Origin of the sequence: Amycolatopsis sp. NPDC005232, assembly GCF_040607795.1 — a bacterium.
Lineage (GTDB): Bacteria > Actinomycetota > Actinomycetes > Mycobacteriales > Pseudonocardiaceae > Amycolatopsis.
In genome coordinates this window covers 1-26,886 of sequence record NZ_JBEXHL010000064.1, presented here as the reverse complement: position 1 = coordinate 26,886, position 26,886 = coordinate 1, and the positions used below count along the sequence as shown (strand labels likewise).

The following is a 26,886-nucleotide window of genomic DNA, read 5'->3' as shown; positions in this document are numbered from 1 at the left end:
AACTGCGTGTAGGAGTTGGCGATGGCGACGATCGGCTTGCCGAAGTCGCTGTCGGTCATCCCGGTCGCGCGCCAGAGCGCACGCGCGCCCGCCGCATTGCGGCCGTGGGTGGTGGTCCGGGAACGGAGGTGCGGCACGGCATTCTCCCAGGTCAGAAGGCTGGTCCAGGCGGAGTCACGAGACCGCTCCGCAAACTGGTCCTACCAATTCTACTCACTGGGCTCGGCCTTGGAACCGCCGGTCTCGGCGGACGTGGCCTCGGGGGCCGGCTCCGGGGCCTTCTCGGCCGGCGTCGCGGCGGCTTTTTCAGCGGCCGGCTTCAGCTCTTCATCACTCAGCACACCCGAGGGGTCCTTGATCTTCCCCTCGCTCACGAGCGCGAGCACCGGAAGATGGCGCGTCCTCACCGTGGGCAACGTGACCTGCGTGTCGTCGCCCAGCACGGCACGCACACGCGCCCTGCCGGTGATGGCGAGTCCCTTCAGCGACGACCACGGGAGGTCGCGCTTGCCGAACACTGTCCGCACGGCCAGGCCCTGGCGCGTCGCGACGGTGCGCGTGCGCACGACGAAGACGAACAGCGCGATCGGGAAGATGTACAGCCATTGCAGCCCGTTGATCTCCCCGAGTGCGATCGGTGTCACACACACGGTCAGGAGCGCGATCGCCATGTACGCCGTGCTGGGGATCTTGAACACGGCCTTCCGGCCTTCGTCCGCGCGCTGGTCCTGCTCTTTTTCGGCCACCAATGAATGGTGCACCGCGTCTCCGGTGTGCTTGCGCCCGGGTCGAGGGGGCGCCCGAAGAGCAGTACTGGCGGTCCAGCATGCGGAACCGCCGTCTCGCAGAGTTGACACTCGCGCGGACGCCGGTCTAACGTCAGCGCCGTGACAACGCAGACCGGCCTCGTACTTCCTCAGCGCGTCGACGCTTAGGAAGAGTCCGCTGCGTCGACGCGCGACCCTCGTGCGACCTTACGGTCGGCGGGGGTTTTTTGTTGCGTAGAACCGGTTTCCGACCGGCTGTACGGCTCCAGACAACCCGAACGAGTGACACCGAGAACCCACGAGGCAGAACCGATGACCAGTGCCACGTCGCGCAGCGACGCGAAGCCCGGGCCGACCGCGCCCGGTGTCCCCGGAGCACGTCCGAAGCCGGCGCCGCCGGCGGGAACCCCGGTAAGGGTCACGGGCGCGCAGTCGCTCGTCCGCTCGCTCGAGGCCGTTGGCGCCGAAGTCGTCTTCGGCATTCCCGGTGGCACCATCCTCCCGGCGTACGACCCGCTGCTCGACTCCACGAAGCTCCGCCACATCCTCGTCCGCCACGAGCAGGGCGCCGGGCACGCCGCCACCGGCTACGCCCAGGCGACCGGCAAGGTCGGCGTCTGCATGGCGACGTCGGGCCCGGGCGCCACGAACCTGGTCACCCCGCTGGCCGACGCCAACATGGACTCCGTGCCCGTCGTCGCCATCACGGGGCAGCAGTCGCGTGCGCTGATCGGCACCGACGCGTTCCAGGAAGCCGACATCTGTGGCATCACCATGCCGGTCACCAAGCACAACTTCCTCGTCACCGACCCGGCCGAGATCCCGCGGACCATCGCCGAGGCATTCCACCTGGCGCTCACGGGCCGACCCGGCCCGGTGCTGGTGGACATCCCCAAGGACGTGCTGCAGGAGATGACCTCGTTCTCCTGGCCCCCCGAGATGCGGCTGCCGGGTTACCGCCCGACGCTGCGCCCGCACGGCAAGCAGGTGCGCGAAGCCGCGAAGCTCATCGCGAACGCGCGCCGGCCCGTTCTCTACGTCGGCGGCGGCGTGATCAAGGCCGAGGCCTCGCAGCAGCTGCTGGAGCTGGCCGAGCTGACCGGCATCCCGGTCGCCACCACGCTGATGGCGCGCGGCGCGTTCCCGGACTCGCACCGCCAGCACGTCGGCATGCCCGGCATGCACGGCACCGTCGCCGCGGTCGCGTCGATGCAGCGGTCCGACCTGCTGATCGCGCTCGGCGCCCGCTTCGACGACCGCGTCACCGGCGCGACGTCGTCGTTCGCGCCCGACGCGAAGGTGATCCACGCCGACATCGACCCGGCCGAGATCTCCAAGAACCGCAAGGCCGACGTGCCGATCGTCGGTGACTGCAACGAGATCATCGGCGAGCTGATCGCCGCCGTGAAGGCCGAGTTCGAGCACGGGCACCAGCCGGACCTCACCGACTGGTGGACCCAGGTCGACTCCTGGCGCGACACCTACCCGGCCGGCTACGAGTGGCCCGACGACGGTTCGCTGTCGCCGCAGTACGTCATCGAGCGCATCGGCGAGCTCGCCGGTCCCGACGCGGTCTTCACCGCCGGCGTCGGCCAGCACCAGATGTGGGCCGCGCAGTTCGTGAAGTACGAGAAGCCGCGTACGTGGATCAACTCCGGCGGCCTCGGCACGATGGGCTTCGCCGTCCCGGCGGCCATGGGTGCGCAGTTCGGCCTGCCCGACACGCAGGTGTGGGCGATCGACGGCGACGGCTGCTTCCAGATGACCAACCAGGAGCTCGCCACGTGCGCCATCGAGGGCGCGCCGATCAAGGTCGCCGTGATCAACAACGGCAACCTCGGCATGATCCGGCAGTGGCAGAACCTCTTCTACTCGGAGCGGTACTCCAACAGCGACCTCGGTACCCACAAGCACCGCATCCCCGACTTCACACTGCTGGCCGAGGCCCTCGGCTGCGCCGGGCTGCGCTGTGAGACCAAGGAGGACGTCGACGCGACGATCCGCCGCGCCATGGAGATCAACGACCGCCCCGTCGTGATCGATTTCGTCGTGGGGAAGGATGCCCAGGTGTGGCCGATGGTGGCCGCGGGCACCGGCAACGACGAGATCATGGCCGTCCGCGGCATCCGGCCGCTGTTCGACGACGACGAGGTTTCGCAGGAAGCCGCCGAGACCCTCGAAGCCGCCGAAGCTGCCGCGGAAGGAGAAAACCGATGACCGTCCACACGTTGAGCGTGCTGGTCGAGAACAAGCCCGGCGTGCTCGCCAGGGTGTCCGGCCTGTTCTCCCGCCGCGGTTTCAACATCGAGTCTCTTGCCGTGGGCCCTACGGAAAACCCCGAGGTGTCCCGCATGACGATCGTGGTCGCCGTTGAAGAGCTACCGCTCGAACAGGTGACCAAACAGCTCAACAAGCTGGTCAACGTGATCAAGATCGTGGAGCTGGAACAGTCCAGCGCGGTGCAGCGTGAACTGCTGCTCGTGAAGGTCCGGGCCGACGCGACCGTGCGCAGCCAGGTCCTCGAGACCGTCCAGCTCTTCCGTGCCAAGGTGGTGGACGTGTCCCCGGAGGCGCTCACCGTCGAGGCGACCGGGACATCGGACAAGATCGGCGCACTTTTGCGCATGCTCGAGCCGTACGGCATCCGTGAGCTCGTGCAGTCCGGCATGGTCGCGGTGGGTCGCGGGGCCCGCTCGATCACCGCCACCTCGCCCCGCTGATTCTTGAGAAGTCGATTCTTCAGCAGTAACCCGAAAGGAAGCAGTACCCCCATGGCAGTGGAAATCTTCTACGACGACGACGCGGACCTTTCGATCATCCAGGGTCGCAAGGTCGCCGTGATCGGCTACGGCAGCCAGGGCCACGCCCACTCGCTGAGCCTGCGTGACTCCGGTGTCGACGTCCGCATCGGCCTGCCGGAGGGGTCGAAGTCGCGGGCGAAGGCCGAGGAGCAGGGCCTGCGCGTGCTGAACGTCGCCGAAGCCGCGGCCGAGGCCGACCTGATCATGATCCTCGCGCCGGACACGAAGCAGCGCTTCATCTACTCCGAGGACATCGCGCCGAACCTGGAGGACGGCGACGCGATCTTCTTCGGCCACGGCTTCAACATTCGCTACGACCTGATCAAGCCGCCGGGCAACGTCGACGTCGCCATGGTCGCCCCGAAGGGCCCGGGTCACCTCGTGCGCCGCCAGTTCGTGGACGGCAAGGGCGTGCCCTGCCTGATCGCGGTGGAGCAGGACGCGACCGGTGGCGCCCAGGCGCTGGCCCTGTCGTACGCGGCCGCCATCGGCGGTGCGCGCGCGGGCGTCATCAAGACGACGTTCACCGAGGAGACCGAGACCGACCTCTTCGGCGAGCAGGCCGTGCTCTGCGGTGGCGCGTCGGCGCTGGTGCAGACGGGCTTCGAGGTGCTGACCGAGGCCGGTTACGCCCCGGAGATCGCCTACTTCGAGGTGCTGCACGAGCTCAAGCTGATCGTCGACCTCATGTACGAGGGCGGCATCGCGCGTCAGCGTTACTCGATCTCCGACACGGCCGAGTACGGCGACCTCACCCGCGGCCCGCGCGTGATCTCGCCGGCGGTGAAGCAGGAGATGCAGAAGATCCTGGGCGAGATCCAGGACGGCACCTTCGCGCGCGAGTGGGTCGCCGAGGACGAGGCCGGGCGCCCGAACTTCATCAAGCTCGAGGAGCAGGGCAACCAGCACCCGATCGAGGAGACCGGCAAGAAGCTGCGTGCCCTCATGTCGTGGGTGGACCGGCCGATCACCGAGACCGCCTGATCGTCTTGTGATGGCTTGATCGTTCGAAAGGCCCCCTCGCCCGCAGGTGAGGGGGCCTTTCCGGCGGTTTCGCCGTTCAGCGGCGAGACCTGTCGCGGTGGGTCGATACGCTGGTGCCATGAGTGATCAGCCCGTCGACGACAAGGCGCACATCCGGCACGAGCTGGACCTCACCGACGCCCCTTGGATCAGGGCCGAGCCCGAAGGCGTCACGCTCGAGGACTGCGTGGAGTACGCCTTCGTGCCGCACACCGACGGCGTCACGTACGTCGCGATGCGCCAGTCGTCCAAGCCAGACGGCGTGGTGCTCGTGTTCACGCCGTCGGAGTGGGACGCGTTCGTGAAGGGCGTCCGTGACGGCGAGTTCGACCTGCCTGAGGACCTCGAGGCCTAGGCGATTACGCGGTCGACCAGCTCCTGGAGCCGGCCGGCCGCGGCCGCGAGCGCCGGGTGGTCGCCGTAGTCGCGCGACTCGACGATCTCCCCGTCACGCACGCGCAGCGCGAAGATGTTGTTGACGCGGAACGGCGTGATTCCGGCGAGTTGCCCCTCGTAGGCGAATTCGCCGATCAACACCTCGGGGTCGGTGCTCTGGTAGGTAACGAGGTCGGTGGCCTGCATGCGGATGCCGATCTCCCCGGCCAGCGCGAAGTGCGTACGCAGGTCTTCGCGGGATTTCAGCACGGGCGCGCCCGGCAGGAACGGGTGGCGGACGTCGGTTTGCTCGGCATAGAGGTCGGGCAGCTCGGACCAGTGCTGGTCGGAAACGCCGTAACAGAGCCGTTGGAACACGCCCAGCGGGCTCTTGCGGTCGGCGAGCCGTGCCGGCCGCGGCTGGACCGGGCCGGGTTCGTGGGGCGGGACTTGGGCGTACGCCCCGGCGAGCCCGGCCGCCGCGCCCTGGACGGCCGCCATCCGCAGGTAGTCGTGGTAGTCGCGGCTGTGGACGATCAGCCCGTCGCGCACCCTCAGCATCTGGATGTTCTCGGTTTCGGTCTTTTCGCCGCTGAGCGACGATTCCACCGTGTACCGGAACTCGGCGACGATCACCTCGGGGTCCGTCGTCTCGTGGACGACGACGTCGCTCGTCGACAGCCGGAGCGTCGTCCCCAATCCGCCCACGAACCGCGCGTGCACCGCTTCTCGCCCCTCGATGCGGCCGGGGACGGGGATCGCGGTGGGGTGCTCGACGACGGTGTTCTCCGCGTAGAGCCGGGAAAGCTCGTCGAACCGGCCGGCGGTGATGCCCTCGGAGAGCTGCTCGAAGACTTCTCGGGGTGTGGTCATGGTCGTCCTCCCAGTGGATGAAACGGAGTCCATAGTCCGTCTCGCCGGTCCGACGATACGGACTACGTACTCCGCTTGTCTACAGGGCTTTCGCCAGCAGGTCGCGCGCGGCGGGGCTGTCGCACGCGTCGGCCCAGCCTTCGGGTGTGGAGTTCCAGAGGCCGTCGCGCGCGTCGAGGTCGGCGCCGGCCCGGACGAGGACCTCGATGGCGTCGAGTCGGTTGTTCTGCGCAGCAAGGTGCAGGGCGGTGATCCCGACGCCGTGCTTCGGGCCGCCGAACGTCCCGACGCGGTTCACGTTCGCGCCCAGCTCCAGCAACGTCCGGACGGCGGCGATTTTGCCCTGCGCGGCGGCCCAGGTGAGGGCGGTGCCGCGGTAGACGTCGGCGTCGAGGTCCGCGCCGCGCTCGGCGAGGGTGCGCAGGGCGTCGGTGCGATCGTTGCGCGCTGCCCAGCTGAGGGCTTCGTCGCGGATCTCCCGGGGATCGTCGCTGGGGCGCCACAACGGGAAACCACTGTGGGGCCGGTAGAACTCACGGTGCGCACCCGCCGCCGGCGCGAGTGTCCCGTTCGGACGGACGAGCTCGTCCAGTAGCTCGGCGTCCCCGATACCCGCTGCGACGCGAAGATTGCGAGGGGACCGGTCGCGCGTCGCCAGTTTTTCGGCCACAGTCCGGTTTCCCCAGAACAACGCGACGACGAGAGGCGTCCCGCCGTCGCCGCGTGCTGACACATCGAGTGGTGAGCCGGCGTCGAGGAGCAGGTCGGCGAGCAGGGGCAGGTTGCTGTACGCGGCCTGGTGCAACGGGGTCCAGCCGTGGGTGTTGCCCCGTGCCGGATCGGCACCGCGTTCGAGCAGGACGCGTGTGAGCCGTTCGTCGCAGGTGGCGCCGGCCATGCCGAGGAGGTCGTTGCCGTTGGTGCCGCGCGCGTGGACGAGTTCGGGGAACTCGTCGACCACCGCCGCCAGCCCGTCGACGTCCCTCGCCTCCAGGAGGCGAAACGCCCGCGCGAACGGCTCGCCACTGTCCGCCAATGCCGCGACGTGCTGGCGCAACCCGCGCCACGACCCGAACCCGTGCTCTTTGGCGACGACCGTCCGCGCGCCCCCGCGCGTCAACGGCTGCTCGTGGCGCTCGAACGCCTCGCGCGCCCCGGTCGTCCCGTCCTCGGCGGACGCGAGCAGTCCGAGGGCGCGTTCGCTGTAGTACTCGGTGTCGGCGTGGTAGGCGTGCTGCAGATTCGGCCCGCCCTCGGCGACGCGCCGGACGTACGCTTGCAACTTCGGCCAACTCGGAAACCCGTGCCCGCGCGCGACGCGGAACTGCGCCTCGGATAACTTGATCGACTCCGCGCGCGCCAGCTCTTTCGCGCGCTTGCGCAGCTGGGCGAGATCGGGTTTTGCGGGCAACGCGGCCATGGGGAGTCCTTCTTTCCCTCGGTTCGCCCGTGGTCCGCCGGCACCGGGCAGGGAAGAAGGCGCAACGCACCGCACTTCACTTCGGGGGTGGGCTCAGCCCTTTCCGCGGACGGGACGCGGCCCTCACCGCGCCTCGCCACTGTACCGCTCGCTTGCCCAGGTTTCGTCCCTCAACGGCGACGCCGGCGGTCGCCGGGTGTGGCCGTAGTGGGCTCGGGGCGGGGAAGGGATGAAGGTCCCCTTCACCCCTAGCCCGCGCCCACGCCATAGACCCCGAACGAATGGACATCCCCATCACTCACCCGAGCACCACGACGTAATAAATCCCTTTCACCCCAATCGCCCCAACCTCACCACACGACCTCATCCCACCAGGTGGAACGCACAAAACACCCCGCCCGCAGCACCTCGACTGTCGCCACCGCAGCACCGTTTTCCTTGCCGCAAACCCAATCCCCGCCCAAGCGACCCACCCCGACCGCCGACCACCCTGACCGGCCCCGCGACCGAGTTTTCGCCGGATTACGAGCGAGTTAACAACGCGGGCAGCACCGGGGCCCCCAACCGGGCTAAACTCCCGCCCATCCGGGCACAACGGCGTGCGCCGTAGGAGAGCGTCCTCGATTTCGTGACCAGATAGTGGGAGCCGCATCGTGACCAAGCCCAGCAAACCCGTCGTCCTCATCGCGGAGAAGCTCGCGCCTTCCGTGCTGAGTGTGTTCGGTGACGAGGTAGAGGTCCGGCATGTGGACGGCACGGACCGTCCCGCGCTGCTCGAGGCGGTGAAGAGTGCCGACGCGCTCCTGGTGCGATCCGCCACGAAGGTCGACGCCGAGGTGCTCGGCGCGACCACGCAGCTCAAGGTCGTGGCCCGCGCCGGTGTCGGGCTGGACAACGTCGAGGTGCCCGCCGCCACCGAGCGCGGCGTGCTGGTGGTCAACGCCCCGACGTCGAACATCGTGTCCGCCGCCGAGCACGCCGTGGCGCTGCTGCTTTCGGTCGCCCGTCGCGTACCGGCCGCCGACCAGAGCCTGCGCGGTGGCGAGTGGAAGCGCAGCTCGTTCTCGGGCGTCGAGCTCAACGGCAAGACCATCGGTGTCGTCGGCCTCGGCAAGATCGGCCAGCTGTTCAGCCAGCGCCTCGCCGCGTTCGGCACGAAGCTGATCGCGTACGACCCCTACGTCTCGGCCGCCCGCGCCGCGCAGCTCGGCATCGAGCTCGTGCCGCTCGACGAGCTGCTGGAGCGTGCTGACGCGATCTCCATCCACCTGCCGAAGACGCCGGAGACCAAGGGTCTCATCGACGCCGAGGCGCTCAAGAAGACCAAGCCGGGCGTGATCATCGTCAACGCCGCGCGCGGTGGCCTGATCGTCGAGGAGGCGCTGGCCGACTCGATCCGCAGCGGCCACGTCGGCGGCGCGGGCATCGACGTGTTCGTCACCGAGCCCACCACCGCCAGCCCGCTGTTCGAGCTGCCCAACGTGGTCGTCACCCCGCACCTGGGCGCGTCCACCTCGGAGGCGCAGGACCGCGCGGGCACCGACGTCGCCCGTTCCGTGCTGCTGGCGCTGCGCGGCGACTTCGTGCCGGACGCGGTGAACGTCTCGGGCGGCGGCGCCGTCGGCGAGCACGTGCGGCCGTACCTGTCGCTCACGCAGAAGCTGGGCACGGTGCTCACGGCGCTGAGCCCGAAGGCGCCGACGTCGGTGACCGTCGAGGTCAAGGGCGAGCTGTCCAGCGAAGACACGTCGGTGCTGCAGCTCGCGGCGCTGCGCGGGGTGTTCGCCGCTGTCGTCGACGACCAGGTCACCTTCGTCAACGCGCCGCGGCTCGCCGAGGAGCTGGGCGTGCAGGTGGATCTCGTCACCGAGACCGAGAGCCCGAAGTTCCGCAGCCTGGTCACGGTGCGTGCGGTCCACGCGGACGGCGCCGTGCTGACGGTCTCCGGTTCGGTGACCGGCAAGGACGAGGTCGAGAAGATCGTCGAGGTCAACGGTCGTCACTTCGACCTGCGCGCCGAGGGCAACGTGCTGCTGCTGGACTACCCGGACCGCCCGGGCGTAATGGGTCGCGTCGGAACGCTGCTCGGCGAGGCCGGCATCAACATCGAGGCCGCGCAGATCAGCCAGACCACCGACGGCTCCGACGCCGTGATGCTGCTGCGCGTCGACCGCCACGTGGACAGCAACGTCCTCGAGCCGATCGGCGCCACCGTGGGCGCGCACACGATCCGCGCGGTGGACTTCAACTAGCTCCGCCCGTTTTTCGAAAGCCCCTTTCCCCGTCCGAGTGGCGGGGGAAGGGGCTTTCTTTGTGGAGACCACCCAGACGGGCAACATTCGCATAACGGAGCATTTTCGCCACGAAAGTAGGTGTATCGGGCAGCTAGGTTCTGTGCCGCGAGGCAGAACCACGCGCCGTGAGAGCACGGTGCGGCGCCGGTGCTCACCTGTCGGGGGTGGTGATCGGGGAGCGCCAGGCAGGTTCACGATCCAGGCCTCGAGTAAAGGGGTTGGGTACTCATGAGCAGATCCCGGTTGCCCGAGTGGGCTGCGCGTTCGACGGCTGCCGTGTCCGCGGTGGTCCTGGCCGCAGCAGTCTCCGCCGCGTCGGGCGCGTCGGCGCAGGGTGCGCCGCTCGCCGACCCGGTCGCGCCGGCCAAGGTCGCCGCCGCGGGGTTGCAGGGCAAGATCTCGCCGCGGCTTGACGCCGCGCGGGGCAAGATCACCGCGTTCGTGGAGCTGGCGAAGAAGCCGGCCGTCGACGCGTTCAACGCCGAGCAGGGCAAGGGCGCCGGCAAGGAGAAGGCCAAGCAGGCCGCGCGCGCCGCGAAGGCGGACGTCGCCGCCGCAGTGAACTCCGTCGTCGGGCAGCTCAAGAAGGCCGATGCGGGTACGCAGCTGGTCACGCAGACGTCGAACGCCGTCGCGGGCGCCGTGGTGACCGCAGACGCGGCGAAGATCCGTGAGCTCGCGAAGCGTCCCGACGTCGTTTCGGTGCGCACGGTCGTGCCGAAGACCAAGAACAACGCCAGCGCTGAGCAGCTCACCAACACGCTCGCCAGCTGGCAGCAGACGGGCAAGTTCGGTGACGGCATCCGCGTCGGCGTGATCGACGACGGCATCGACTACACCCACGCCGACTTCGGCGGCCCCGGCACGCCCGCGGCCTACCAGGCAGTGGACCGGACCAAGCCGTCGCCGCTGTTCCCGAGCGCCAAGGTCGTGGGCGGTACGGACCTAGTCGGCGACGACTACGACGCCGAGGGCAAGACCGGCTCGCCCACGCCGAAGCCGGACCCCAACCCCATCGCGTGCGGCGAGCACGGCACGCACGTGGCCGGCACCATCGCGGGCTTCGGCGTGAACGCCGACGGCACCACGTTCACCGGCAACTACAAGAAGCTGAACAAGAAGCAGCTCGACGCCATGCGCATCGGCCCGGGCACCGCGCCCAAGGCGTTGCTCTACGCGCTCAAGGTGTTCGGCTGCACCGGTTCGACGAACGTCACGTCGCAGGCGCTCGACTGGGCGCTCGACCCTGACGGCGACGGTGACTTCACCGACCACCTCGACATCGTCAACCTGTCGCTGGGCAGCGACTTCGGCGCGCCGGACGACCCCGACTCGCTCTTCGTGCGCAAGCTCGCCCAGAACGGCGTCCTGCCGGTCCTCGCGGCGGGCAACGGTGGCGACCTCAACGACGTCGCGGGCTCGCCGGGCAACACGCCCGAGGCACTCACCGTCGCCAGCAGCCGCGACGCCGGCGAGCTGAAGGACGCCCTCGAGGTCACCGCTCCGATCAAGGGGCAGCAGCCGGGCCAGTACAGCCAGGACTACACCGGCTACGACACGCTCGACCTCACCGCGCCCGTCGTGCCGATCTCGGCCGCCAACAACGCGGGCTGCAATGCCTTCTCCGCTGAGGACAAGGCCAAGGTCGCGGGCAAGATCGCGTGGCTGGAGTGGGACGACAACGACTCCACCCGCGCCTGTGGTTCCGCGGCGCGCGCCAACAACGCGCAGGCCGCCGGGGCCAAGGGTGTGCTGCTGTCGTCCACTTTGGAGCACCCCGCCGCCGGCATCGCGGGCAACGCGGGCGTGCCGATGTTCCAGCTCACCGGCAAGGCCACCACGGCCGTGCGCCCTGGCCTGACCGCCGGCACGCTGACGGTGCACTTCTTCGGCGCCGGGCGGGCAAGCCTGCAGACCACGGACAAGACCATCGTGGACACCCCGAGCTCGTTCACCTCGCGTGGTGGCCGTGGCCCGTCGGTGAAGCCGGACGTCACGGCGCCCGGTGACACGATCACGTCGGCGTTCCGCGGCAGCGGCAACGGCCGGCTCTCCATCTCGGGCACGTCGATGGCCACCCCGCACACCGCGGGCATCACCGCGCTGGTCCGCCAGACGCACCCCGACTGGAACGTCGAGGAGGTCAAGGCCGACGTCGTGGGCTCGGCCGCGCACGACATCACCGACGGCGCGGGCCACACCTACGCGCCGCAGCGCGTGGGCACCGGCCGCATCGACGCCAAGGCCGCGCTGGACAACCAGGTGCTCGCCTACGTCCAGGACGACCCGGGTGCCGTGAGCGTCACGTTCGGCACCGTCGAGGCGGCGGGACCGGTCACGCTCTCGAAGACGATCAAGGTCGTCAACAAGGGCACCGCGCCGGTCGAGTACTCGGTGGCGTACGAGGCCGTGAACTCGCTGCCCGGCGTGCAGTACACAGTGGACAAGAGCTCGGTGAAGCTGAACCCGCGCGGGGTCGCGACGGTGAAGGTGACCTTGAAGATCACCGACCCGAAGGCGCTGCGCAAGGTCATGGACCCGACCATGGAGGCAGCGCAGGCCGGGCTCGCCCGCCAGTTCGTGGCCGACGCTTCGGGCCGCGTCGCGTTCACCCCGAAGAACGGCGCCACGGTGCCGCTGCGGGTGGCCGTGTACTCGGCACCGAAACCGGTCTCGGCCATCACGATGCCGGCCGGCTTGCGCTTCGGCGGGAGCCAGGACCAGGCCGTGCTGAACCTCGGCGGCAAGGGCATCGACCAGGGCACCGGCGCGCAGCGCTACCGCTCGCTGGTCAGCGTGCTGGAGCTGCAGGCCGAATCGGCGCAGCTGCCGGAGTGCGGCGCGGGCGTCTCGTCCGACTGCACGCTCAACGGCACCGCGAAGGGCGGCGACCTGCGCTACATCGGCGCGGCGTCGACGGCTCCGCTCGCCAAGGCACAGGGCGAACCGGAGAACGCCATGCTCGCGTTCGGCCTCACGACCTGGGGTGACTTCGCGAACCTGGGCAGCAACACGATCCCGTTCGTCGACTTCGACACGACCGGCGACGGCCAGCCGGACTTCGAGACCTTCGTGACGAAGGCGACGGGCACCGACGTGCTCCTGGCCGCCACGGTGTCGCTGACGCAGGCGGGCAACCCGACGGTGGACGTGCAGGCCGTCAACGGTCAGCTCGGCGACGTGGACACCAACGTGTTCGACACCAACGTGATCGTGCTGCCGGTCAGCATCGCCGCGCTGGGCATCGACACGAACGAGGCGTCGCACCGGATCAGCTACACCGTCGGCACGGCGGGGTACTACGTCGCGCCGGGCAGCACCGACGGGCTGATCGACTTCGTCGGCACGCCGCTCTCGTTCGACGCGCTTGCGCCGGCGTTCTCGGTGCAGGGCGGCGGTGACGCGGCCCTCGGCTACGTCGCCAAGCCCGGCACCCAGCTGGTGGTCAACCGCAACGCGGCGGCCATCGCCGGTGACAAGCCGAAGGGCCTGCTGGCGATCGAGCACCACAACGCGGCCGGCTCGCGCGCGGGTGTCGTGCGGGTCGAGTCGACGGTGACGCGGCCGTGAGGTAAGGCCCCGTCACCCGCCCAGGCAGGGTGACGGGGTCCTCCGATCGGGGCAGGCCTGTCTCGCTGGCCACGTGCCCCGAATAGCGGCGATAGGGGGCTTTCCGGGTCGTTGGGACCCGGGAGGCCCCTTTGCCTTTCACCCGTTCAGGTGTCTCACCCTGCGGGAGGATGCGGCATAAGGGTGGTGCGGCTACGGCGTCTTGTCTACGGCCGGTAACCTTCCGCTGCTGGCGTTTTCTTGCGGATGGGCCATCGGTGCGTTCGGTGGCCTGGTCTACGGAGGTGTGTGGATGCGGCTCGCGGTGATCCCAGGTGACGGGATCGGGCCCGAGGTGGTCTCCGAGGCGCTCAAGGTGCTCGGTGAAGTAGCACCGACGGCGGAGATCACGAACTACGACCTCGGTGCCGCGAGGTGGCACTCGACCGGGGAGTTGCTTCCCGAGTCGGTGCTCGGCGAGCTGCGTCAGCACGACGCGATCCTGCTCGGCGCGGTCGGCGACCCGACGGTGCCCAGCGGCATCCTCGAGCGAGGGCTGCTGCTGCGCCTGCGCTTCGAGCTCGACCACCACGTGAACCTGCGCCCGGCGCGCCTGTACCCGGGCGTGCGTGGCCCGCTGGCCGACGCCGGCGAAGTCGACATGGTCGTGGTGCGCGAAGGCACCGAAGGCCCGTACACCAATAACGGTGGCTTGCTGCGCAAGGACACCGAGCACGAGGTCGCCACGGAGGTCAGCGTCAACACGGCGTTCGGCGTCCGCCGCGTCGTCGTCGACGCGTTCAACCGCGCCGAAGACCGGCCGCGCAAGCACCTCACGCTCGTGCACAAGACCAACGTGCTCGAGTACGCCGGGTCGCTGTGGTCGCGGATCGTCGAGGAGGTCTCGCTGGAGCACCCCGACGTCACGGTCGCGTACTCCCACGTCGACGCCGCCACGATCCACCTGGTCACGGACCCGTCGCGCTTCGACGTGATCGTCACCGACAACCTGTTCGGCGACATCATCACCGACCTGGCGGCCGCCGTCACCGGTGGCATCGGCCTCGCGGCCAGCGGCAACCTCGACATCACGCGCCGCAACCCGAGCATGTTCGAGCCGGTCCACGGCAGCGCCCCCGACATCGCCGGCCAGGGTCTCGCCGACCCGACGGCCGCCGTGCTCTCGGTGTCGCTCCTGCTCGACCACCTGGGCCACAGGGAGGCCGCGCGCCGCATCGAGGCGTCCGTGGCCTTCGACCTGGCGACGCGCGACCAGGCGTCGCCCGGCACCACCCAGGCGATCGGCGACCGGCTGGCCGCGCTCGTCTCGTCGAACGTGCGCAACGTCAGCTGACGTTCTTGCAGGAACCCCCGCCGCGGAAGCCGGTCGAAATCCGGCGCTGACCCGCAACGGTAGGCCCGCGGTCTGTGTTCTCGCAGACCGCGGGTGAGCCCGACACCGGCGGTGGTTTTCGCACCACCCTCGTCCCTCCCGTCGCGGTCTACGGGAGACGACACCCCACTGCTCTCTTTGGCGTGGCGGCCGTCTTTGTTGTGTGGACCCTTGAGCAGATCGGGTCCTGCCGGTGCCGCCTCCGAAGTTCTCGTCGTCTGACGGTCCGGACTCCTCGTCGTCTTTCCCTTCGGCTTCCGACTGGTCGCCTCCGGTGTCGTCGGCCAACGGCGAATCCTCGCGCAGCGACTCTGGCCTTGCCGACTCTGCCGCCGCTGACCGGTGACCGGAGTTGCCGTTCAGCGGCGAACCCAAGCCTGGCGACACATCCGCTGACGCCTCCGCGCCGGCCGGACCCAATCCGCGCGGCTCTGATCTGCCCATCGGAGACCCCGACCCGTCGCTCAGGTTGTCGCCGAAAAGCGGCGAACCCAAGCCGGCGACACATCCGCTGACGCCTCCGCGCCAGCCGGACCCGATTCGCGTGGGTCTGATCCGCCCACCGGCGGCCCTGACCCGTCGCCCGGGCCGTTGCCGAAAAGGCGAACCCTCCCGCGGCGACCCCGCCCTTGCCAACCCGCGTCTGACGGAACCGCCACCGCTGTCGTCGATCAGCGGCGAAGCCGAGCATGTCGGCCGAGCCTCAGACGATTCGCCGTCGGCCGGATCCGGCATCGTCGGTTCGCCCCGGCCATCCGACGTTCCGGACCGCCGGCTCCGGCCGTTGCCGGTAGGTGGCGAATCCTCGCACGGTGACGCTGGCCCAATCGGCTCGCCTCCGACGGGGTCGTCCAGGGCGTCGCCGTTCAGTGGCGAGTCCGAGCGTCGACGAAGCCGCAACTACTTCGCCGCCAGGCCGAGCTCGATACCACCACTCTGCGCGCGGTCTACCACGTGCTCAAGCCTTCAACGGGCGCCGTTCTGCCCGACAACCGGCCCCTCGAGGACTTTCAGCCGCGTGATCGGGCGCGGGCGATCGCGGCAGTCGCGCAGGAGTCGCACACGGAGTTCGACTTCACCGTCGCCGAGGTCGTCGCCATGGGCCGCCTGCCGCACCACGGCCTGCTCGACCGCATGACCGCCACGGACCGGCGAGTGTGCGCGGCCGCGCTCGAGCACGTCGGCCCGGCGGAGTTCGCCGACCGCGGCGTCCTGACGCTTTCGGCCGGCGAACGGCAACGCGTGCTCATCGCGCGCACCCTCGCGCAGGAGCCGCGGATCCGCGTGCTGGACAAGCCCACCAACCATCTCGACATCCGCCACCAGCTGGAGATCCTCGCCCTCGTGCGGCGAAGCGGCCCGAACGTGCTGGCCGCGCTCCATGACCTCAACCTCGCCGCTGCGACGTGCGACGCCGTGCACGTCCTCGACGGCGGCCGTCTCGTCGCGAGCGGAACGCCCGCGTAGGTGCTGACCCCTGATCTGCTGGCCGACGTGTTCGGCGTGCGCGCCCACGTGGTGACGCACCGGCCGGCCCCAGCTGTTGTTCGACCGGCTCGAGTCCGAGGAGGACAGTCATGCGCAAGACGGTCGCGATGGTCCTGGTGGCCGCGCTCTCCGTGACGGGCTGTGGCGCCCAGGTGTCCGAAGGGGACAGTGGTGCCGCGCCGGCTGGATCCCGTGCCGTCGCCACTCAGGGGCAACAGCGCAGGCGGTCCTCTACGACGACGGCCGCGACCAGCCGTTCACGGCCGCCCGCAACGCCGTCACGACGAGATCATCACCAAAGCGGGCGGCACCAACATTTTCTCCGACGTCGACGACAGCTGGACTACGGTCAGCTGGGAGGCCGTGGTCCAACGCGCGCCTGACCTCATCCTCATCAACGACTGCGGCGGCAAGGCCGGCACCGTCGCCGGCAAGGAGAACTTCCTCCGGTCGCGGCCCGGCCTGCGTGACATCCCGGTCGTGAAGCAGGGTCGCATCTTCGCCTTTCCCTACGCAGCTCTCGTGGAGGGCCCACGCAACGCTTCGGCCGTGCAAGCGTTCGGCGCGTACCTGGCTGGTCTGTCCCGTTGATGGGCTCCCAGGAAGTGGGAAGCTCTGCCCGGCACTTGGATGCCGGGCAGAGCTGTGGCATCATGCAAACCATGACCGCCATCTCGATCATTATCGCCGAGCGCGCCGGATAGACGCTCCACAAGAGCTTCCGGCGCGCAACCTCTCGCACCCATGCGGGAGGTTTTTTTGTTGCCAGAAAAAGGTTCTGCCCCGCCCAAGGAGACACCGTGACCCGCACGGAGCCCGCCGAAACGCCCCTCGGTGACGCCTTCCACCTCTACGACACGACCCTGCGCGACGGCGCCCAGCGCGAAGGCATCACGTACTCCGTCACTGACAAGCTCGCCGTCGCCCGGCTGCTCGACGAGCTCGGCGTGGGCTTCATCGAGGGTGGCTGGCCGGGCGCCTTGCCGAAGGACACGGAGTTCTTCGCGCGGGCTGCGAAGGGCGAGCTGGAGCTGAAGCACGCCGCACTCGTCGCCTTCGGGTCGACGCGCAAGGCGGGCACCCGCGCGTCCGAGGATCCGCAGGTCCGCGCGCTGTTGGACTCCGAAGCGCCCGTGGTCACCTTGGTGGCGAAATCCGACCTCCGGCACATCGAACGCGCGCTGCGCGTCGACGTCGACGAGGCGTGCGCGATGGTCCGCGACACCGTCGCGTTCCTGACCGGCGAGGGCCGGCGCGTGTTCCTCGACGCCGAGCACTTCTTCGACGGGTACGCCTTCTCACCCGACACCGCGCTGCGAGTACTCGACGCCGGCGCCAACGCCGGCGCGGACGTCCTCGTGCTCTGCGACACCAACGGCGGCCAGCTGCCGCTCGGCCTCGCGGAGACCGTGCGCGAGGTCAAGGACAAGACCGGGTTCCGCTTGGGAATCCATTGCCAGGACGACACTTCCTGCGCCGTGGCGAACTCCGTCGCCGCGGTGCAGGCCGGCGCGACGCACGTCCAGTGCACCGCGAACGGTTACGGGGAGCGGGCCGGCAACGCCGACCTGTTCGCCGTGACGGGAAACCTCGTGACCAAGCTCGGAATGGAGGTCCTCCCGATCGGAGGTGCCGCCGAGCTCACCCGGGTCTCCCATGCGCTTGCCGAAATCGCGAACCTCGCACCCGACACCCACCAGGCTTACGTCGGGTCGTCGGCCTTCGCCCACAAGGCGGGGCTGCACGCGAGCGCGATCAAGGTGGATCCGTTGCTGTACAACCACATCGATCCATCTTCAGTCGGCAACGGCATGCGGGTACTGGTCACGGAGATGGCCGGCAGGGCCAGCCTCGAGCTCAAGGGACGTGAGCTCGGGGTCGACCTTGCCGGCCGGCCTGAAGCACTGACGAACGCCGTGCGCAAGGTGAAGGACCTCGAAGCGGAGGGCTGGTCGTTCGAGGCCGCCGACGCGTCGCTGGAGTTGTTGCTGCGCCGCGAAGTCGAGGACGTGTCCGGTGAGGAGCCGGTGACGCCGCCGTTCCACCTGGAGTCCTACCGCGTCGTCCTCGACCACCGGTCCGATGGCGAGGTCGTCTCGGAGGCGACGGTGAAGGTCCACGTGAACGGGCAACGGGTCATCGCGACGGCCGAGGGCAACGGGCCCGTGCACGCGATGGACGCCGTCCTGAGGGAAGCGCTCAGCCCCCACCTGTCCTGGTTGGACGCCGTGGAACTGTCCGACTACAAGGTGCGCATCCTGCCGTCCAACCCCGGCACCCATGCGGTGACCCGTGTCCTGCTCGAATCCAGTGACGGTGAGCGGGAATGGACCACTGTCGGTGTGCACGGGAACATCGTGGAGGCGAGCTGGATGGCGATGTGCGACGCGCTCGTCCACAAGAGCCTCGCGGCTCGCGTCTGAGATCGGCGGCTCCCTTCTGCGGGGTTCGTCGGTGGGCTGGGTCGATGGCTGTGCGGTCAGATTGACGCATGGCCGACGTGGTCGTCGAGGATTTCCGGTGAGAAAGCGGACGAACGGACCTCTCGTGCACCTCGCGGCGATCGATCCGCAGGTCGTGGGCGACGCGAGGGGTCCATTCGGTCCGAGACGGCGCGAGGGGACCGTTCGCGCCGCCGGGGGCGAGCGTCCCGGCGGCGGCGTACGTAGACTGGCCGAGTGCGTCTAGCCCGTATTGCTCATCCCAGTGGTGGTGTCGCGTTCGCTTCGATCGAGGGCGAGGGCGACGACGCCCAAGTCCTGGAGATCGCCGAGCACCCGTTCGGCCAGCCGAACTTCACCGGCAAGCGGTGGCCGCTCGCCGACGTCCGCCTGCTCGCGCCGATCCTGCCGTCGAAGGTCATCGCCGTCGGCCGGAACTACGCCAAGCACGCGGCCGAGTTCGGCAACGAGGTGCCGTCGGCCCCGATGCTGTTCATCAAGCCGTCGACCACGGTCATCGGCCCGAACGTGCCGATCCGCCGCCCGCGTGACGTCGGTCGCATCGACTTCGAGGGCGAGCTGGCGATCGTCATCGGCCAGCCGGTGAAGAACGTGTCCGCCGACCGAGCGGCGAGCGCGATCCTTGGCTACACGGTGGCCAACGACGTGAGCGCCCGCGAACTCCAGAAGTCCGACGGCCAGTGGGGCCGCGCGAAGGGCTTCGACACGTTCTGCCCGCTCGGCCCGTGGATCGAGACGTCGATCGATCCGTCGGACCTGGCCCTGCGCAGCGAGGTCAACGGCGACGTCAAGCAGGACGGCCGCACGTCCGACCTCGTGCACAAGGTGCCGGAGCTGGTCGAGTTCATCTCGGGTGTCATGACGTTGCTGCCCGGCGACATCATCCTGACCGGCACGCCCGAGGGCGTCGGCCCGATCGTCGACGGCGAGTCGGTCTCGATCACCATCGAAGGCATCGGCACCCTGACCAATCCGGTCCAGGACATCTGACTTCGGTTCGACCCGAGGCCCGCCGGCCGTTCGCCTCAGAATGGCGACGGCCGGTGGGCCTCCGTATTTCCGGGGTGGTGACTGAGGTCACCGGCTCGTGTTCGGTTGGGATTTCGCCGTCTGGTGGCGACGTGTCCTTGGCCTTCGCCGTGGGACTGGGGCGGTTGCCGCTGAGTGGCGAATGGCTGGATCCGCAGGTCGGCTGCTGGTTTCCTGCTGCTGACCACGGCAACGGCGGGTGTCGCCACTCAGTGGCGACGCTCGGCGATCGAGCCTCGCGGTCCGGTCTGGCGGGGTGTTGCCACTGAACGGCGACGCCTTGGCCGACGGGGGAATTGGTCGCTGATCTGGAAGTCGTCGGGCCGCGAAGGTTCGCGGGGCAGGCGGGTGGGTGTTGCCGCTTATTAGCGACAGCTTGCTCGGTGGGAGAAGGTGGTCGCTGAGCTCGGAGTTGCCCGGCGACCGAGGCTCGAGGTGCTGTCGGGTAGGCGTTGCCGCTCAGCGGCGACACCTTGATCGGCTGGGAAACTGGCCGCCGAGCAGGGTGTCGCTGGCTGACCCAGCCTCGTGGCACGGTCGGGGTCGGGGTTGCGCTCAGCGGCGACGGCTTGGCTGGCAGGAACGTGGTCGCTGGAGCGAGTCGCTGGGTCGCAAAGCTTTGCGGTGGGTCGGGTTGGGCGTTGCCGTTCAGCGGCGACACCTTGGCCGGCGGTGGGAACTCGTCGCTGAGCTGGGAATCGCCCGGTGATCGAGGCTCGCGGCGCCGTCGGGTGGGCGTTGCCGTTCAGCGGCGACACCTTGGTCGGCGGCGAGCGGGTTCCTCGCTCGGAGTCGACCGCGGCGTTCGCGTCGCGATGCGCATTGTGGCTGGGCGTTGCCGCTTGGTGGCGACTCCCCGGTGGGGGATGGGAAGCGTCGCCGAGTTTGGTGTCGCCTTCGCGATTGAGCTTCGCGGCATGGTCGGGCCAACGGTTGCCGCGCAGTGGCGAGGGCTCCGCTGGTGAAGGGAAGCAGGGGGCTGGATCGGTGTCGCCGTTTGGTGGCGACACGGGAGTTGGCATCCGTGGGGGTACACGTAGTCGTTGGGTGGCGACGTCGTGCGGAGTGGATCGGTTTAGCTGTTGTGTGGTGCCGCAGCGATCTGGAGTGGGGTGTCGCGGAGTCGGCGGGGGTATGGACGGGAGTGCCGCCGCGCTAGCGACGCGCGGCGGCACTCGGGGTTGCGGTTGTGGGCTATCAGGGGTCAGGCGTTGGGCCGCTCGGGCCAGTCGGTTGGGTGCGGACTTGTTGTGTGGCTTGGTGGACGCGGCGAGGTGGCGTGGCCGTTGGCCCCGAGTGACTATTTCTTCCCGGCGGGTTCCATCGCGCGGCGGGCGAAGGCCGGCGCGTGCTCGGGGCGGAAACCCAGGCCCAGTATGCGCGCGGGGATGTAGGCGAGTTTGGGGAAGCGCGCGAAGAGGGCGATGAGCTGGGGAGGCGGGCCGTCGCGGCGGCCGGACATGACGGGGCGCATCACGGCGCGGTGGAGGAGCCGTTGCAGGGTCTGGACGGCGATCGTCGGGAGTAGGCGGCGGGTGCGGACCTTCGCCAAATCGTCTTCCGAGGCGGGGCCGCGGAGGAGGGGGTCGGCCAGGAGGGTCGCGGCGGCGACCGCGTCCTGGACGGCGAGGTTGATGCCGACGCCGCCGACGGGCGACATCGCGTGGGCCGCGTCGCCGATGCAGAGGAGGCCGTCGGCGTGCCAGCGGTGGAGGCGGTTGAGGCGGACGTCGAGGAACTTGATGTCGTCCATCGTCTCCAGCTCGTCGACGCGGTCTGCGAACTCGGGGCAGACCTCGACGACGTTGCGGCGGAAGGCCTCGATGCCGGCGGCGCGCAGGTCTTCGCCCTTCGGTGCGAGGTAGGCGATTTGGTAGTAGCCGTCGCGGGGCAGCGGCACCGCGAACCGTCGGTGGCTCATGCGCGGCATGAGCATCGAACCGACTTCGTCGTCGTGGCGGGAAAGGCGGAACCACCAGACGTCGAAGGGGCAGTCGAACTCCCGTGGCTCCAGGCCGGCCGAGCGGCGCGCGAGCGACCAGCGTCCGTCGGCAGCGATGACGAGGTCGGACTCGAGTTCGCCTTCGGTGCCGTCGGCCGTGCGGTAACGCACGCCCGTCACGCGGCCGCGCGAGCGGAGCAGACCGGTCATCTCCGTCTCGAGGCGGAGGGTGAACGTCGGTTCCTTCTGAGCCGATTCGGCGAGCAGGTTGAGCAGGTCCCATTGCGGGACCATCGCGATGTAGGGGTGTGGAACGTTCAACAGCGACAGATCGGCAAGCTTCATGAGACCACCGTCCTGAGTGGGGAAGCCGGCTTCCTTCAACTTGCTGTGCGGGATCGCGTGGAATTTCTCGCCGAGGCCGAGCTCGTCGAGCAGCGTGAGGGTGGACGGGTGGACCGTGTCGCCGCGGAAGTCGCGCAGGAAATCGGCGTGCTTCTCCAGCACGGTCACCTCGACGCCCGCCCTCGCCAGGATCAGGCCGGCGACCATGCCCGCAGGTCCGCCGCCGACGACGACGCAACGCGTGTGCTCGGTCATCTGACTCATCTCCCTCTTTTCATCACCCGTTGAATAACCTTAGGATGCACCCGGGGTGGGTCTCACGTCAAGTGGTCGGTGCGTCACAACGCTCACTGTCCACTGAGGACTCACTTCTGTGGGGAGGTTGTTCTTTCGCGCGCGGTTCGTGGCAAGGTGGCCGCTTGAACCGTTTCACTGGCATCGCACGAATCGGTTCACTCACCCGGTTGGCCGGATTCCTGTGTCGTAACCGGATCAACGCTTTCCACGCACTGGGAGTAGACGCGGTGCGCCGCATCAGCGGAGCGGCAATCACCTTTTTGGCCGCGTTGCGAACGCGGCGAGTGCCCTAGCCTCACTGGGTGGATTTCGCCGTGGCACCCCCGACCCCTTCGCGAACCGCCCCTCCGGCACCTGTCGGACCCGAACCTTGGGCGCCTCCGGAACTGCGTCTGGTCTGCCTCGACATCGATGACACCTTGATCGACTGCACCGCCGCGATCCGCGTCAGCCTCCACGCGCTCACTGGCCGCAGCGATCTCTGGCCGTTGTGGGACTTGATCACCGAGGAGCACGTGGCGCTGGTCGTCGCCGGAAAACTCGGATACGACGTGATGCACCACCGCCGCACCGAATGCTTCCTCGCCGAGCTCGGCATCTCCGCGGATTCGGCGCAGGTGACCGCGTTCGAGGCGCGCCGGCGGGACATCCTCGCCACGTCGTGGCAACTGTTCGACGACGTGCTGCCCTGCCTCGAGTGGCTGCGAGCGGCGGGCCTGCTGCTCGCAGCCGTGACGAACGCCTCGGGCGCGCACCAGCGCCGCAAGATCGCGGACCTCGGGCTGGCGCCGTTCTTCGACCACGTGGCCATCGCCGGCGAGATCGGCGTCGCCAAGCCCGACCCTGTGATGTTCCACTCGGTGTGCCTGGGGCTGGGCTGCGACCCGACGCAGACCGTGCACGTCGGCGACAAGCTCGACACCGACGCCATCGGCGCGTACGACGCCGGCCTCGGCGCCGTCTGGCTCGACCGCGACGGGACCGGTCTTACCGGCGAGCGCGCACCCGCCGGTGTACACACGGTCACAACCCTCGACGAGCTGCCTGAGCTGCTGGTTTCCGAGTATGCGACCGTCGGCGTCCCCGTCCAGCGTGCGGCGGGGACCCCCGCTGCGCAGCTGCGCGGCAGCGTGCTCTAGTATTTCTCTCCGTGCGGTACTGAACCGGCCGAGCCGGGAAAGTGCCTCACTGGGGTATGGTGTAATTGGCAGCACGACTGGTTCTGGTCCAGTTAGTCTAGGTTCGAGTCCTGGTACCCCAGCTGCGGAGAGTGACCCCCCTGTGGAGCGAGAAATCGCCTCTGGTATGTTCTCTCCAGCAAGAAAAACAGAATAGCTCCCCGGAAACGGGGAAAGATCCTAAGCCCCCGTCGTCTAGCGGCCTAGGACGCCGGCCTCTCACGCCGGTAGCGTGGGTTCGAATCCCATCGGGGGTACAGATAGTAGCCACCCAGGTTCCGCAGTTGCGGACCTGGGTTTTTGGCATTTCTGGGGTTGGTTGATTTCGGGGCTGAGTAGGGGCCGCTGGTCTGTGTTGGTGGGTGTCTACACGGGACTGTTTGTGGCGGCGGGGTGGCGGCTCGGGTCTTTGGTCCGGAAGGGCTGTCGGGGGCGGGGCAGCGGGTGTTGCTCATGTGTGCGGAGGTTCGTGCGCAGGTCGGGTTAGGCGTGCCGGGCGGGACCGCAGGAGCTTGTTCTCAGTAGGGACGCGGCTGCTGGCTTGGGGAGCGGTGGCGGGCGGCCGGAGCATCAGGTTCTTGATGTGGGGGAGTGGCGTGCTTTGGGGCCGCCGTTGTTTCTGGTGAGGGGTACTGGTTGGTTTTCGCCGGAGCCGGAGCCGGAGCCGGAGCCGGAGCCGGAGCCGGAGCCGGAGCCGGAGCCGGAGCCGGAGCCGGAGCCGGCGACTGTGGCTGTGGCTGTTCGGCTGGAGGGCGGGCCGGTCGGCTGAGGGTGGGTCTTCTTGCGCTGGTCGACCGGAGGGGCGCGCGTGCAGGCGGAGTGCGGGGTTGGTTGGGGGCTGATCGCTGGGGCTGGGGGCGATCTGGCGCCCGTCTCTCGAGGTGGTGGGTGGCGAGGGCTCCGGCTCGGCGCGGCGACGATCTCGGGCGAGTGCGCGACCTTCACGGCAGCGATGGTCGAGGACCGGTTCTTGCTGTGCGGGGTCGGTGGACGTTGTGTGCGGGCGGGTGGGTGCGGACTCGAAGAGGCGGTATTGCCTGCGCAACGGCGATGGTGGTGTTGCGGCTGTCTTGTGTGAGCAGCGTGTCCGCGGAGTCGGTTGATGCTTTCGGACGGCGAGGGTCGGGTGGTGCTGCGGGTGCGAGGTGATGGCGCTGCCGGAGTCTTCGGACGGAAGCGTGCCGGTGGGACCAGTCGATGCCGAGTGCCAGCGTGTAGGGCAGGGACACTCGGGATAGGTGGTGTCGCTGCTGAGTGGCGTGGGTGTCTTGGGCGCGAGACGGGCCGGTGGGTCGGTTGATGCTGTGCCGGCGTGTGCGGCGGGACTCGGGATAGGTGGTGTCGCCGGTGAGTGGCGTGGGTGTCTTGTGTGCCAGGCGAGTCGGTAGGCCGGAGTGTGGGGCGGGGACTCGGGGCGGGTGGAAGTCACTGGCGAGTGGCGTGGGTGTCTTGGGAGCGAAGTGGGTTGGTAGGCCGGTTGATGCTGCGTGTCGGTGCGTGGGGCGCGGAGTCGGGATAGGCGTTGCTTCCGGTGTTTGGCGTGGATGACCGGCACGCGAGGCGTGCCGGTGGGACCGGTCGAAGCTGGGGGCGGGAGGGGCGCGGGGAGGCGGCACTGCTGGAGTGACGGCGGTTCGGGTGCTCTGTGTGGGAAGCGGCTGGGCGCGAGCGGCTGATGCTGCGCGATGACGCGCGGGAGATGGCTTCTGGGAGGCGTGTCGCGGGGAGCGGTGAGCGTGGTGTTGAGGATGTCTTGTGCGACGCGGGCCGATGGGGCTTGTCGGTGATGTGCCGAACGGGTCGGTCCCTGGTGTGGTGGTGTCGCCGGTGAGTGGCGATGAGGGCGACTCGGGCTTGTTGCGCGCGACGTCTGCGGGGTGGGGCCGGCCGATGCTGTCGAAGGCAGGGGTGGTGTTGCCGGCGGTGGTGATGGTGGCCGGTCGGGTGTCTGGGTGCGAAGCCAGCGGGAGAGAACGGTCGACGCTGCGCGGCTGCACGGAAAGAGCTTTGAGGAGGCGGTCCTACCGGTGAATGGTGACGGGCGTGAGGGGCTGCGGAGATCGTTTCGCTGGTGGTTGGCGGATGGCGTTGGACGAGCCTTCGGGTAAAGGCGATGCCTCACTCAGCGGAACTGATTGGCGTATCGAACCATTGCGAGGGAAGTCGATTTGGATCGGCTGATATGACGGCGGCGGGAGAGAACTGGATCGAGGCGGGGTATTGAGTGCGGAGTGATTGTGGCGATGGGGGAGCCCGAGTCGGATCGCCGTTGAGGGACTGAGAGACGCGTGTAAGGAATGTGCCGTGGACCGGATGGATGGAGCTCGCGTTGGGCGAGGATTCGTCGCGGAGGCAGGGATTTCGACAGGTTGGTGAGGTCTGGGCTTCACCGGCGGGCACTGGGTTGGGGCCCGTAAACGCCGTCCTGTGCAGGCCGATGTGAGGCTGGACGGGGCCGACGCCGGCGGTGAGGCGGGGCAATCCGCGGCCGTGATGCCGTGCGGCAGGCCGAAGTCAGCCATGGCGGGGCCGATGCTGGCGGCGAGGCGGAGCGATCCCGTCCGAGGCTGGGTTGCCGCGAACATGCCGATGCCAGGCAACGTGGGACCGACGCCAGTGATGAGAGGGAGACTCGGCCGGGGCCGCGATGCCGCGCGGCAGGCCGATGTCAGGCAAGGCGGGACTGAGGTCAGTGGCGAGAGGCAGTCCCGTCTGGGGCCGCGATGCCGCGCGGCAGGCCGATGTCAGGCAAGGCGGGACTGAGGTCAGTGGCGAGAGGCAGTCCCGTCTGGCGCTGCGATGGCGCGCGGCAGGCCGATGCCAGGCAACATGGGGCCGACGTCAGTGATGAGAGGGAGTCCGGTCCGCGGCTGCGATGCCGCGCGGTAGGTCGATGTCGGGCAACGTGGGACTGACGTCAGTGGCGAGAGGGAGTCCCGGGCCGAGACTGCGTTGCGGCAGGCCGTTGTCAGCCATGGCGGGGCTAACCCCGGCGGCGAGAGGGGAGCTCCGTCCAGGACCGCGTTGTCGGGGAACTGGAGTGACTTCAGGTCAGTTCGGTGGCTGGGTCCGTTGCCGGACAGACGGTTCCGGCCGAAACCACCGGAGAGCAAAAGCCCTGGACATGCGGCAGGGCCCCGTCCCGGGAGTGGGAGGGGGCCCTGCCGTGAAGTGCACGTCTCGACGTAAACGCCGGGGTGGTGTTACTTCTTCTTCGCAGCGCTGGTGCGCTTGGCGGCCGGCTTGGCAGCGGCCTTCTTTGCAGCAGGCTTGGCGGCGGCCGGCTTCGCGGCAGCGGCCTTGGTTGCCGTGGCCTTGGCGGCGGGCTTCGCGGCGGCGGCCTTGGTGGTCGTGGCCTTCGCGCGCGTGGCGGCCGGCTTGGCGGCGGCGGTCTTCGTGGCGGCGGCGGGCTTCGCGGCCGTCGCGCGGGTGCGGGTAGTTGTGGAGCGCGTCGCTGCGGGGCGGGTGGCCGTGGTGCGCGAGGCGGTCGCACGCGTCGTCGTGGTGGCGCGCGATGCGGTCGCCGTGGTGGTGCGCTTGACGGCGGTGGCCTTCGGCAGCTTCTTCGTGCCGGAGATGACGTCCTTGAACGTCGTGCCCGCACGGAAGGCCGGCACGTTGGTCTTCTTCACCCGCACCGTCTCACCCGT

The 26,886-nt window shown here is 69.1% G+C and carries 16 protein-coding genes, 2 tRNA genes, 1 pseudogene and 1 riboswitch; of the genes and pseudogenes, 14 read left to right on the top strand and 5 right to left on the bottom strand.

The genetic code is table 11. From position 1 onward, the window contains the following. Nucleotides 1–209: 209 nt before the first annotated feature. On the bottom strand, nt 210–746 hold the full coding sequence (locus tag ABZU76_RS50025; RefSeq protein ID WP_354885096.1) for a PH domain-containing protein: 537 nt from the start codon (nt 744–746) through the stop codon (nt 210–212). Nucleotides 747–1,079: 333 nt separating this feature from the next. Between ABZU76_RS50025 and ABZU76_RS50020 the strand changes: the two genes are divergently transcribed. The 4 genes from ABZU76_RS50020 to ABZU76_RS50005 all read left to right on the top strand — a co-directional run bounded on the left by ABZU76_RS50020 (nt 1,080) and on the right by ABZU76_RS50005 (nt 4,946). Continuing rightward, the gene (locus ABZU76_RS50020; RefSeq protein WP_220237607.1) at nt 1,080–2,984 is read left to right on the top strand and encodes an acetolactate synthase large subunit; all 1,905 of its coding nucleotides are present in this window, start codon (nt 1,080–1,082) and stop codon (nt 2,982–2,984) included. Continuing rightward, nucleotides 2,981–3,487: an acetolactate synthase small subunit gene (ilvN, locus tag ABZU76_RS50015; RefSeq protein ID WP_220237608.1), complete on the top strand. Its 507-nt coding sequence runs from the start codon at nt 2,981–2,983 to the stop codon at nt 3,485–3,487. The genes ABZU76_RS50020 and ilvN overlap by 4 nt, the downstream gene beginning before the upstream one ends. A gap of 51 nt (nt 3,488–3,538) precedes the next feature. After that, nucleotides 3,539–4,552, top strand: coding sequence for a ketol-acid reductoisomerase (ilvC, locus tag ABZU76_RS50010; RefSeq protein ID WP_354885092.1), 1,014 nt, complete (start codon nt 3,539–3,541; stop codon nt 4,550–4,552). A 118-nt stretch (nt 4,553–4,670) separates the two neighbouring features. Then, nucleotides 4,671–4,946 carry a DUF397 domain-containing protein gene (locus tag ABZU76_RS50005; RefSeq protein WP_220237610.1) on the top strand — a complete coding sequence of 92 codons (276 nt, stop codon included), beginning with the start codon at nt 4,671–4,673 and terminating at the stop codon, nt 4,944–4,946. Here the strand turns inward: ABZU76_RS50005 and ABZU76_RS50000 are convergent. Both ABZU76_RS50000 and ABZU76_RS49995 read right to left on the bottom strand, forming a co-directional pair. After that, nucleotides 4,943–5,839, bottom strand: coding sequence for a nuclear transport factor 2 family protein (locus tag ABZU76_RS50000; RefSeq protein WP_354885089.1), 897 nt, complete (start codon nt 5,837–5,839; stop codon nt 4,943–4,945). The two genes, ABZU76_RS50005 and ABZU76_RS50000, sit on opposite strands and share 4 nt — an antisense overlap. Nucleotides 5,840–5,918: 79 nt before the next feature. Further along, a complete protein-coding gene (locus ABZU76_RS49995) occupies nt 5,919–7,259 on the bottom strand; it encodes an ankyrin repeat domain-containing protein (protein WP_354885086.1) in 1,341 nt (446 codons plus the stop codon). A gap of 653 nt (nt 7,260–7,912) precedes the next feature. Here ABZU76_RS49995 and serA point away from each other — a divergent pair. The 7 genes from serA to ABZU76_RS49960 all read left to right on the top strand — a co-directional run bounded on the left by serA (nt 7,913) and on the right by ABZU76_RS49960 (nt 19,435). Then, entirely contained in the window at nt 7,913–9,511 is a 1,599-nt protein-coding gene (gene serA, locus ABZU76_RS49990; RefSeq protein WP_220237613.1) for a phosphoglycerate dehydrogenase, read from the top strand. 270 nt (nt 9,512–9,781) lie between these two features. Beyond that, nucleotides 9,782–13,123, top strand: coding sequence for a S8 family serine peptidase (locus tag ABZU76_RS49985; RefSeq protein WP_354885083.1), 3,342 nt, complete (start codon nt 9,782–9,784; stop codon nt 13,121–13,123). A gap of 292 nt (nt 13,124–13,415) precedes the next feature. After that, a complete protein-coding gene (locus ABZU76_RS49980; protein WP_354885080.1) occupies nt 13,416–14,456 on the top strand; it encodes a 3-isopropylmalate dehydrogenase in 1,041 nt (346 codons plus the stop codon). 24 nt (nt 14,457–14,480) lie between these two features. After that, nucleotides 14,481–14,562: riboswitch (cobalamin riboswitch) on the top strand. Nucleotides 14,563–15,449: 887 nt separating this feature from the next. Next, nucleotides 15,450–15,962 carry an ABC transporter ATP-binding protein gene (locus ABZU76_RS49975; protein WP_354885077.1) on the top strand — a complete coding sequence of 171 codons (513 nt, stop codon included), beginning with the start codon at nt 15,450–15,452 and terminating at the stop codon, nt 15,960–15,962. A gap of 162 nt (nt 15,963–16,124) precedes the next feature. Then, the gene (locus ABZU76_RS49970) at nt 16,125–16,574 is read left to right on the top strand and encodes an ABC transporter substrate-binding protein (RefSeq protein WP_354885074.1); all 450 of its coding nucleotides are present in this window, start codon (nt 16,125–16,127) and stop codon (nt 16,572–16,574) included. A 209-nt stretch (nt 16,575–16,783) separates the two neighbouring features. Continuing rightward, nucleotides 16,784–18,406, top strand: a complete 1,623-nt coding sequence (gene cimA / locus ABZU76_RS49965; RefSeq protein WP_354885071.1) for a citramalate synthase — start codon at nt 16,784–16,786, stop codon at nt 18,404–18,406. 255 nt (nt 18,407–18,661) lie between these two features. Next, on the top strand, nt 18,662–19,435 hold the full coding sequence (locus ABZU76_RS49960; protein WP_354885069.1) for a fumarylacetoacetate hydrolase family protein: 774 nt from the start codon (nt 18,662–18,664) through the stop codon (nt 19,433–19,435). Nucleotides 19,436–20,774: 1,339 nt separating this feature from the next. On the opposite strand, the gene ABZU76_RS49955 is transcribed toward ABZU76_RS49960, so the two are convergent. Further along, a complete protein-coding gene (locus ABZU76_RS49955; RefSeq protein ID WP_354885066.1) occupies nt 20,775–22,016 on the bottom strand; it encodes an FAD-dependent oxidoreductase in 1,242 nt (413 codons plus the stop codon). Between the two features lie 344 nt (nt 22,017–22,360). On the opposite strand from ABZU76_RS49955, the gene ABZU76_RS49950 reads away from it, so the two are divergent. The 3 genes from ABZU76_RS49950 (at nt 22,361) to ABZU76_RS49940 (ending at nt 23,493) form a co-directional block, all read left to right on the top strand. Then, complete coding sequence (locus tag ABZU76_RS49950) at nt 22,361–23,197, top strand: HAD family hydrolase (protein WP_354885063.1); 837 nt, start codon at nt 22,361–22,363, stop codon at nt 23,195–23,197. Between the two features lie 50 nt (nt 23,198–23,247). Continuing rightward, nucleotides 23,248–23,319: transfer RNA gene (locus ABZU76_RS49945), tRNA-Gln, on the top strand. Between the two features lie 101 nt (nt 23,320–23,420). Next, nucleotides 23,421–23,493: transfer RNA gene (locus tag ABZU76_RS49940), tRNA-Glu, on the top strand. Between the two features lie 2,946 nt (nt 23,494–26,439). Here the strand turns inward: ABZU76_RS49940 and ABZU76_RS49935 are convergent. Continuing rightward, nucleotides 26,440–26,886 (bottom strand): annotated as a pseudogene (locus ABZU76_RS49935) (HU family DNA-binding protein); the annotation flags it as partial.